General features: G+C 72.0%; 7 protein-coding genes. 3 read left to right on the top strand and 4 right to left on the bottom strand.

Annotated features, from left to right (window positions below; all coding sequences use genetic code 11):
- Positions 1 to 135 precede the first annotated feature (135 nt).
- The 3 genes from AB0N17_RS41445 to AB0N17_RS41455 form a co-directional block, all read right to left on the bottom strand.
- Entirely contained in the window at positions 136 to 381 is a 246-nt protein-coding gene (locus AB0N17_RS41445; RefSeq protein ID WP_366016857.1) for a type II toxin-antitoxin system RelE/ParE family toxin, read from the bottom strand.
- Complete coding sequence (locus tag AB0N17_RS41450) at positions 378 to 638, bottom strand: type II toxin-antitoxin system Phd/YefM family antitoxin (protein ID WP_365437524.1); 261 nt, start codon at positions 636 to 638, stop codon at positions 378 to 380. Before AB0N17_RS41450 ends, AB0N17_RS41445 begins: the two co-directional genes overlap by 4 nt.
- Before the next feature lie 201 nt (positions 639 to 839).
- Positions 840 to 3,509: an ATP/GTP-binding protein gene (locus AB0N17_RS41455; protein WP_366016858.1), complete on the bottom strand. Its 2,670-nt coding sequence runs from the start codon at positions 3,507 to 3,509 to the stop codon at positions 840 to 842.
- Between the two features lie 115 nt (positions 3,510 to 3,624).
- Here AB0N17_RS41455 and AB0N17_RS41460 point away from each other — a divergent pair, with 115 nt between their 5' ends.
- A complete protein-coding gene (locus tag AB0N17_RS41460; protein ID WP_366016859.1) occupies positions 3,625 to 3,903 on the top strand; it encodes a hypothetical protein in 279 nt (92 codons plus the stop codon).
- Here AB0N17_RS41460 and AB0N17_RS41465 read toward each other — a convergent pair.
- Positions 3,884 to 5,692, bottom strand: a complete 1,809-nt coding sequence (locus AB0N17_RS41465; RefSeq protein WP_366016860.1) for a zeta toxin family protein — start codon at positions 5,690 to 5,692, stop codon at positions 3,884 to 3,886. The genes AB0N17_RS41460 and AB0N17_RS41465 overlap by 20 nt on opposite strands.
- Before the next feature lie 131 nt (positions 5,693 to 5,823).
- On the opposite strand from AB0N17_RS41465, the gene AB0N17_RS41470 reads away from it, so the two are divergent.
- Together AB0N17_RS41470 and AB0N17_RS41475 are read left to right on the top strand one after the other, a co-directional pair.
- Complete coding sequence (locus AB0N17_RS41470) at positions 5,824 to 8,073, top strand: helix-turn-helix domain-containing protein (protein WP_366016861.1); 2,250 nt, start codon at positions 5,824 to 5,826, stop codon at positions 8,071 to 8,073.
- 9 nt (positions 8,074 to 8,082) lie between these two features.
- The gene (locus tag AB0N17_RS41475) at positions 8,083 to 8,640 is read left to right on the top strand and encodes an XRE family transcriptional regulator (RefSeq protein WP_366016862.1); all 558 of its coding nucleotides are present in this window, start codon (positions 8,083 to 8,085) and stop codon (positions 8,638 to 8,640) included.
- Positions 8,641 to 8,811 lie beyond the last annotated feature (171 nt).

Genomic DNA, 8,811 nt, shown 5'->3' on the forward strand with positions numbered 1-8,811 from the left:
TCGGCGAGAAATAGGAACATCACAGCGCTGCCAGCAGGACGACGCTGGTCACGAGGATGAGCGCAGTCAGTGCCGGCCGACGGGTGCGGCCCGGTCCGGCGCCGAAAAGGGGCGCAGTTTCCCGAACCGAGCCGGTCAGCGTACGCGTCCGAGGTGGATGACGCTGACGCGGATCTGCTGGTCGCTGATCTCGTACATGACGCGGTAGCGGGCCACGTGGATGCGGAGCAGGTCGGCGCTGCCGAAGGCGCCGTCGGGGCGGGGATTGTCGGCGAGGCGGTCGACGGCGGTGAAGACCTGCCGTACCCCGTCGGGGTCGTCCTTGGCGAACCGCTCTGCTTGGGCGAGGGCCTCTGGCTCCCAGATGATCTCGTAATTCACGCCTCAGTACCGCCGAAGACGCGCCGGTAGGCCTCGTCGTGGGAGACGCCGGCGTCCTCGCCGCGGGCCTGGCGGGCGCGGTAGGCGGCCAGGGCCCGCAGCTCCTGCAGCTCCAGGGCGTCGGCGGGGCTGACCAGTATGGCGACGGTCTGCCCGTGGTCGGTGATGGCGACCGGCTCCCGGGTCGCACTGACCTCGCGCGCGATGGCGCCCAGGCGCGCGCGGGCTTCCACGATCGAGTACGTCGTCTCCGTCATAGACACCACATTACAGAAGTGTGCACATTCGCCCCAGTGAGGCCGCGAGCCATGTCTTCGGCCTGCCGGTGACGTGCCGAAACCACTGCGCCGTCGGCAGTGACGCTGATGCCGCCGTGCCGCACCGCGCACCGCTGGCCCTGCGTCCCACGGGCCTCTTCGCGCACCTGATCGCGCAAGGACCGGGTCGGCCAGGGCCGGCTACGGCTGCATCAGACGGGTACGGCGTGCCTCGGCCAGGGCGCGCCAGCGGTCCCGGACCGTGTGTTCGTCGTCGAGCCAGTGGATGGCGGGGCCGTCAGGCTGGGGGAGGCCGCCCATGGCGGCTGCGATGTGGACGTAGTAGGCGAAGTCGCCGCTTGCGGTTGCCTCGCGTAGGCGCCCGATGGTGGCGGTGAGGTCGTCCTGCTGACCGCGTGCGGCGTGGTGGAAGGCGAGGGCGAGGTCGAGAGCCGTGCGGGCCGCGCTGATCCCTGCGGTGTCGATCTCGGCGCGTAGGGCGCGGGCGCCTTCGAGGCTGGTGAGGGCTCCGGCGTCGCGGGCGAGGACGGCGATCTGGGTGGTGAGGGTGGTGGCGCGCTGGTCGAGCCCGGCGAGGAGCTGTTCGGCGAGCGCGATTTCGTCGTCGGCCCGGGTGGGGTCGGTGAAGGCGATGGTGAGCGCGAGGTTGGCCTGGGCGATGGCCTGCTCGCCAAGATTGCCGTGGGTTTCGGCGTCGGTGCGCGCGGCGGTGAAGGCGGCCGCGGCCTGGTCGATGTCGCCGTGGGCGAAGTGGATGTCGCCCAGGACGCGGTGGCCGCGCCCGGGCCAGCCGAGCGTCTGAGCGGTGGCGAGCGCGGCGGGGAAGTCGCCGGCCATGCGGGCAAGGTGGGCGAGTCCGCGGGCGGCGTCGGGGGCGAGCCGGCCTCCGTTGTTGGCGACGTGGCGCATGCCGTCGCGGGAGGCGTTGTTGTGGCCGAGGTCGCGTTGGGCTTTGGCCCGGTAGTAGATCGCCATGTCGGCGAGTTCGCCGGGCAGCTGGCTGGTGTCGAGGACGCCGGTGAGCCGGGCGACGGTCGTGGAGCGGTGCTCGTGCTGGCGGCGGGCGAGTGTGCTGAGAAGTTCGGCCAGGGCGTCCGCGGCCGTGGCCGACTGCGTGTCGCCTGAGTCGGGCAGGGGGAGGGGTTCCCAGACGTAGTCGTCGGTATAGGCCCAGGCGGCGTCGGTGAGCCAGCCGAGGTCGAGCTGGTGGTCGCGTGCCAGGGCCAGGCCCTGGCGCAGGCAGGCGACGAGCAGGCGCCGGTCCGGGCCGGTGTGGGCCCGCCACTGATCGCCCAGGGCAGCCAGGGCGCGGGCGGCGGCCTGCTTCCAGTCGGCGTCGGTCCAGCGGTCGTCGGTGGCGTCGTCGGCGCTGCGCAGGGTGGAGCGGATCAGGGCGTGCAGGTGGTAGGGCCACAGGGCGAACGGATCGTGCCGGACGAAGGGCCGTTCGGTGAGCCGGGCGGCGGCGGCCTGGTGCGGCAGGCCGGCGGTCGCGGTGGCCAGGGGGATGTCGAAGGCGTCGAGCAGGGACACCGAGCGCAGCAGGTGGCGTTCGTCCGGGGTGAGGTCGGCCAGGGTGCGGGTGACGAGGGCGGGGAAGTCGCTGCCGAAATCGTCGGGTGCGGGGGTGCGGCCGGCGCGGCGCAGTTCGAGGTAGCGGTGTACGGCGAGGTCGAGGTAGAGGGGAAGGCCGTGGGAGCGTTCGGCAATGACAGCGCGGAGGTCGGCGTCGATGAGGGGCCGGCCGTCGCGGACCAGGCGGCGGGCGAGGTAGTCGGCGCGGTCCTCGGGGCTGAAGTCGCCGATCAGGACCTGCCGCGCGGGTCCGGCCCCTTCGCTCGCCGGGCGGGGGCCGGGGACAGTGTGCCGGTCGAGGCCGGGCCAGGCGGTGGGGCCGGTGTAGTCGAGCTGGCCTTCCACGGCCGGGTCGGCCCATTGCAGGCGGTTGCGGCCGGTGACGATGAAGAAGGCGTTCGGCATCAGCCAGACGAGGCGCTGCAGGAGGCGTTCCAGGTCGCGGTGGGTGCGGGTGCCGGTGTCCTCGAAGGTGTCCAGCAGCACCACCGGCACGACCGCCTTGCCGGCGGGGAGCTGGGCGAGTTCCCAGGCGAGCAGGTGCGGGTAATAGGAGAGCGCGTCGATGTCGGGCTCGACCTCCAGGAGGTCGGCCAGGCGCGTGCAGCGGGCCAGGGCCCGAACCGTCTGGCGCCGCTCCCTCAGCGCGCTGGTCAGCGCGCCGGTGAGCTGGCCGACCGCGCTGCCGACGATGCCGGGCAGCAACAGCATCTGGGCGACCTCGCCGAGCGCGGCCTGGATCTGCTCGGGCAGGGCCTTGCCGAAGCGTGCGGCCAGGCCCCCGCGCGTGAGGTACTCCTCCAGCGGTTCGCCGGGATGCTGGTGCTCCCAGTAGCGGCGCAGCGCGATGTCGAAGGCGGGCAGCGGCTGGCCGAGCCGGGCGGCCAGGGCCAGGCGCAGGGTGAGGATGACCCGCTCGAAGTCGGTACCGGCGGAGCGTGCCAGGTCGATACGGACCGGCAGCAGCGCGGGGCGGTCGGGCCAGGCCGGCTCGCCCCACCGGGCGGGGCGGCTTTCCGCGTCGGCGAGTGCCGACTCCAGCATGCGCGACAGCGTGGTCTTGCCGATTCCTCCGACGCCGTGGAAGACCAGGACGTTGGTGCGTGGCGCCTCCACGTCCTCGACATCGATGGCACCGGCCGTGATGCGGGACAGGTGCTCGCCGAGGGCGGCCTGGACGATCTGCCACTGGCCCTGGCGGTTGGTGAACGCCTCGCCGACTTCCATCTGCCGGTCGTTGGTGCTGAACAGCGCCCGCAGATCCCGTCCCGCCACGGCTCCCCCTGTTGATCGTCTTACGGCTCAACCTATGCCCGCCGGACCTGTGATGACGGTCGCTCACAGAGAATTGGCTGGTCAAGTACGTCAGAACGACCAAGGTGGTACTGCCATGTCCCTTCCCCCTGAAGACCCCACGCCACTTCACCAGCCGGGCGGTGATGCCGCGCAGGCGCCCGAGACGGTGAGGCGAGTGATCGACTGGTACAACTCCCGCCTGCTGGCGGCCCGCCGGGATCCCCAGGCGGCTTCGCCCGAGCAGGTGGCCGCGTGGCGGCAGGCCCGGGACCAAGCGTTGGACGACCTGGAGCGGCTTGAGACCGCCGATGCAGATGAGACGGTGCAGATCGCCCTTGTCTACGCGGCCCGGTTCAGGGAGCTACACGGCTGAACGGGCCGGTCGCGGGCAGCGGCAGCCGTTCGGGGCCGGCCCGGTGCTCCACGGGGCGGGGTTGCCACAGCGGGGGCATGAGCGGCGTCGCTTGGGCGGTGAGGCCAGCTATTTCTTCCCGTAGTCGTGGGAGCACGTGGTGCAGGGCCCGCTGTACGGCGTGGAATCGGGCGGCCTCCTGCTCGGTGTAGGGACGGTGCCGGGTGGCGGCCAGCGCCCAGGCAGCCCACTGGTCCCGCCCCAGCGCCCGGTGGTCGCCGTCGATCACCCTGACCGCGCCGATGGCGGGGTCGGCGGCTGCGGCTGCGGCTGCCGCGATGTCGGCCGCCACACAGCAGGCCCGTGCGTGAGCGGACGGGGTGGGCAGCTCGGTGACCACATCGAGTTCCAGCGCGCGGGCATGGTCGACCAGGGTCCGCTGCCGGCTGTCGGTCGCCCGTGCGGCCAGGGCGACGACCTCGATGCGGTACCGGGCACGGGCGTACCTGCTCGCGCTCAGCATGAAGTCGTCGACGGTGGAGAAGCCGGCTTCGATGACGAGGTCACCGCGTCGTTCGCGCACGTATGCCTCCGCCTCGGCCTGCCACGTCTCGGCGTCAGGTTGGACCACTTCGGCGGCGGCCCGGGGCGTGTCGATGACGAGCTGGTCGTAATCAGGGTGTGAACCGCGCAGATCGCGAGGATCCAGACGGACCGTTCCCGGGCGCATGGCCCGCCGCAGCATCCGCGACGCCTCCAGCTGCCTCGCGCCCGGCTCGCCGACCAGGTAGATCACGATCGGGTCCGGGTGCGCGGTGGCCCGGCGCAATGCCCGCTCCAGGTAAGAGGGGACGATCAGTTCGTCGAACACCCAGCGGTGCTCGTCGGCGCTGAGGCGGTGGTAGCCGGTGCCGGGCGGTCCGGGCAACGGGTGGGCGATCCGGCGCAGCGGCTCGGCCGCGGCCGCGGCCCGCTCGGCGTCGCGGGAGACCGCAAGGCGCCGGTCCGCGGGCAGCCGCTCGTCGTGGACCCGCACCTCCGCGCGCACCAGTTCACGCCTAAAGACGCGGGACTGGCGTGCGTCCCAGGGCCGTCGCCGCTCGGCGCGGACCGTGGCGGTCGCGGCCGTCGGCCGCGACCAGGTCCTGTCGGCGGTGAGCTCGTTGTCGTACAGCGGCTCAAGGCCCCGCCGGACCACAGCGATCCGGTCCACCAGGTGTTCCGCCTCGACGACCGTGAGACTGGCCAGCAGCCCTTCCGCGCAGCCGTCCTGGTTGTCCCAGGCGACGTACCGGCCGCCGCCGTCCGCGTCCGGGGCGAAAAACCGCTCCAGGACGCCGAGCTGGCACAGCGCTTCGGCGACGGCGAGCACCACCAGCTCGACCCGGTAGCCCGCTGCCCTGTACGCGGCCGAGGCGGCCCGGATCTCCTCCGGATCCGCCAGAGCCAGCTCGACCACCACGTCGAACCGGCGCAGCCGGGCAAGGGCCTCGACCTCCGCCTGCCACTGCCGCGTGTCCGACCGCACCCGCCTGCCGGCCGTCCATACGTCCTGCTGCAGGAACTCCTCGTACTGGCGGTGCGCCCGCTTGTAGAGGTCGCTCCCGATCCGGACCGCGCCACCGCGCCGCGCGAGGACGGCCTGTACCAGCATGGCCAGGGTCGTCTTCCCGCTCCCGGGCGGACCGGCGACGATCACGACGACCGGCCGGTCCTGGGCGACAGCGTCCGCGGTCCAGGCGACCAGGTGCTCGGCCAAGGCCCGCTGATGCTCTGTCTCGCAGAGCCGCGACGCCGCGCTGATGGTCACAGGCCACTCCCCTCGGACAACGCTTCGGTCACCGGGCCTCTCCGGCTTCGATCAAGCACGATAAATCCAAGGATAAGTTCAACGCAAATTGAAGGATAAGTTGTGCTAGTGTTCTGGGCTGGAGGTGACGTATGCCGACACAGGACGAGCTGTTCGCTGCCGTGGACGCACTGCTCGCCGGCGAGCCTGAGATGCCGGGGCCCGCTGAGCGGTCGCGACTGCGCGAGGCAGCAGGAATCACTCAGACTCGGCTCGCGCAGGTGCTGCAGACGACGACGCAGACGGTGAAGAACTGGGAGGCGGGCCGCTCCGAGCCGCGGCCCCCTCGCCGCGAGGCCTATCAACGGCTCCTTGAGGGATGGGCGCAGCGGTTCCCCGCCGACCCCAACCCCGCCTCACCCGTGCACAACCCGGTGGTGCCCGAGACATTCACCGCCGCGCCCGCCCCGCAGGAAGAGGGGACTCTGTCCACAGGCCCGGCCCCCGAGGCTGCGGCCATGACTACTGCCCACGAGAACACCCAGAGCCCCGCCCCCGTCGACGCTGCTCCGGCAGCTGAACCCCGCCCGGCGCGCACCGCCAGGCCGTCGTCGACGTCGCGCCGTCCGGGCGCGCGGAAGGCGGCCCCGGCCAACACTCCGGCGGCCGGCACCGACCCGCGGTTCGAGAACGGCCCGCTGGCGGTCGTCGACGTCAGCGACGGGCAGGTGCTGGCGTACTGCACTGGCGGCCTGGTCCTGGACGTGCCCGCCAAGTCCCTGCCGTCCCTGGTGGACTGGACACTCAAGGAAGCGAAGCTCGGGGCGCCGAAGCTGTCCGGGCCGGGCAAGGACGCCGACCCGCTGCTCGTGCTTACCGAGGCCGCGCTGGAGCGCTACGGCCTCCCGGCGACGCTCACGCAGGAGGAGCGGCTGGCCGGGCGCATCCCGGAGGGCCACAAGGTCATCAAGCAGCTCACCCGCGCCGACTGGCAGCTCACGAAGCGCGGGTTCGGGCCGTGGGCGCGGATCTACCGCCCGGCCAAGGGCTCGGACCGCCAGTGCGTGCAGCTGTGCATCCCGTCGTGGAACGCGCTGGACACCCGGCACTGGGGCGAGGCCGCCCAGCTCCCGCCGGCAGAACTCGCCCGGCTCCTGGGCGTGTACGCCTTGCGGGTGATGACGCCGCGCGGATCGACCGCCGTGACCGGCCTGGAGCTGATGACCGCGCTGCACCCGGCAACCCGCGCCTCCGAGCCGGACGCTGACGGTAAGCGGCACTCCGAGCACAACCCCGGATCGCTGGGCAAGGATCCGGTGGACTGCGCGCCGTGCGAGGCCCCGGACGGGCACCCGCTGCTCAAGGACCTGCCCCGCTTCCACGTTCGCGGCCCCGGGGAGAAGCTGTTCGAGGAGGCGTACGACTGGGCGCGGCCGATGACGGATGCTGAGTGCACCCTGCGGTACCTGGTCGGCATCGACGTGAACATGGCCTTCGGGGCGGGCGCCAACGGGCTGTCTGTCGGCCTCGGGGCCCCGACGCACGTCACGACTCCGATGTTCGACCCGAAGCTGCCCGGCAGCTGGCTGGTGGACCTCTCGCACGTCGACCTGTCGAAGGTGAAGGTCGGCAAGGAGTGGGTGGAGTTGGACGGCAGTCTGCTGCCCTCCCCGTTCACGCCGAAGGGCGACCGGGCCGAGGGGCCGGCCTGGTACGCGACGCCGACCGTGGCGTACGCGGTGGAGCTGGGCTACGAGGTGCGGCCGCTCGAGGCGTACGTCCGGTACGAGAACGGCCGCTACCTGGACGGCTGGTACAACCGGCTGCGCGACGCCTTCCTCGCCACGATGGCCGACCTCGGCGTCGACGCCGACCTGTCGCCGGCCGACTTCCTGGCGGCGATGGACGGCTACAAGGAGCGCGACCCGGAGCTAGCGATCGTCACCACGGCGATCAAGGCGACGGTCAAGGGCGGCATCGGCAAGCTGCGAGAGCGCCCGCGCGGGGAGGGCTGGCGGCCCGGCGAGCCGTGGCGCGCCCTCTCTCGGCCCACCTGGCGGCCGGACATCCGCGCGGCGGTCATCTCCCGCACCCGGATCAACCTGCACCGCAAGATCCTCAAGCACGCGTCGTTCACCGGGCAGTACCCGGTCGCGATCCTGTCCGACTGCGTCGTCTACGCGGCCGACGGGCCCTCGCCGCTGGACTTCCTGCCGTATCGGGAGGGCAAGCCGCTGCCGGGCGGCTTCAAGCTCGGCATCAACCCGGGCCTGGTCAAGCACGAGGGCACCCAGTCCGTCCTGTGGGGTGAGGAGGTCCGCGAGCGGTTCAACGCACCGGAACTCAACCTTGCCCGGTACATCAAGGACGGCACCGTCACCGACGTCGACAACGGAGAGTAGGAGAGGGCGATGAGCCTGTTCGGGGACGGCCTGGACGCCGCGGTGCAGAAGGCGTTCACGCGTCCCGCGCCCAAGAGCGCGGGCGCGCAGATGCGGTACCTGGTCAAGCAGCTCAAGGGCACCAAGGCGGTCGCCCAGATGCTGCGGATCTCCCAGCGCACCGTCGAGCGGTACGTGAAGGACCAGATCAAAAAGCCCCGCCCGGACCTCGCCGCGCGCCTGGAGCGCGAGGTCAGGAAGCGCTGGCAGCCGCAGATCAGGGCCAAGGCCCGGCAGAGGGCGGCCACCACCGGCGGCATCGTCATCGACACCCGGGCCCGGCTCGGCTACGTCGCGCCGATCGGTTCGACCGACGAGGACCGCATCCGGCACCTGACCGTCGCCCTGCCGCCCCGCTACGCCGCCCGCCTCTTCGACGCCCAGGAGGCCGGGGCCAGCGACCAGCAGCTCCAGCAGATCGCCGCCGACGCGCTCAAGGAGGTGTACTTCCAGGACGGCGGCCGCCGCGCCGGAAGCCTGGAAGAGGTCCACTTCACCGACATCGAGCACCTCGAGTTCGACCTGTAGATCTCCCAGCAGCAAGGGCCCGAACTGCCTTCTGGTTCGGGCCCTTGCTGCTGCTCCTGGCTTTGCCGAGCCTGTGGACTCTGCTGCTCTATTGGGTTATGTCGTGAGTCGGTAGCCCAGGCGGGTCAGGCGGCTGGTGCGCGACAGGGCGGGTGGGGCGTCTTCGGTGCT

Origin of the sequence: Streptomyces sp. NPDC051133, from assembly GCF_040682635.1 — a bacterium.
In the GTDB taxonomy this organism is placed as follows: domain Bacteria; phylum Actinomycetota; class Actinomycetes; order Streptomycetales; family Streptomycetaceae; genus Streptomyces.

Excerpts from the sequence above, each read along its gene's own strand:
- AB0N17_RS41470 (WP_366016861.1), top strand. The coding sequence starts at position 5,824 with ATGCCGACACAGGACGAGCTGTTCGCTGCCGTGGACGCACTGCTCGCC.
- AB0N17_RS41460 (WP_366016859.1), top strand. The coding sequence starts at position 3,625 with ATGTCCCTTCCCCCTGAAGACCCCACGCCACTTCACCAGCCGGGCGGT.
- AB0N17_RS41475 (WP_366016862.1), top strand. The coding sequence starts at position 8,083 with ATGAGCCTGTTCGGGGACGGCCTGGACGCCGCGGTGCAGAAGGCGTTC.
- AB0N17_RS41450 (WP_365437524.1), bottom strand. The coding sequence starts at position 638 with ATGACGGAGACGACGTACTCGATCGTGGAAGCCCGCGCGCGCCTGGGC.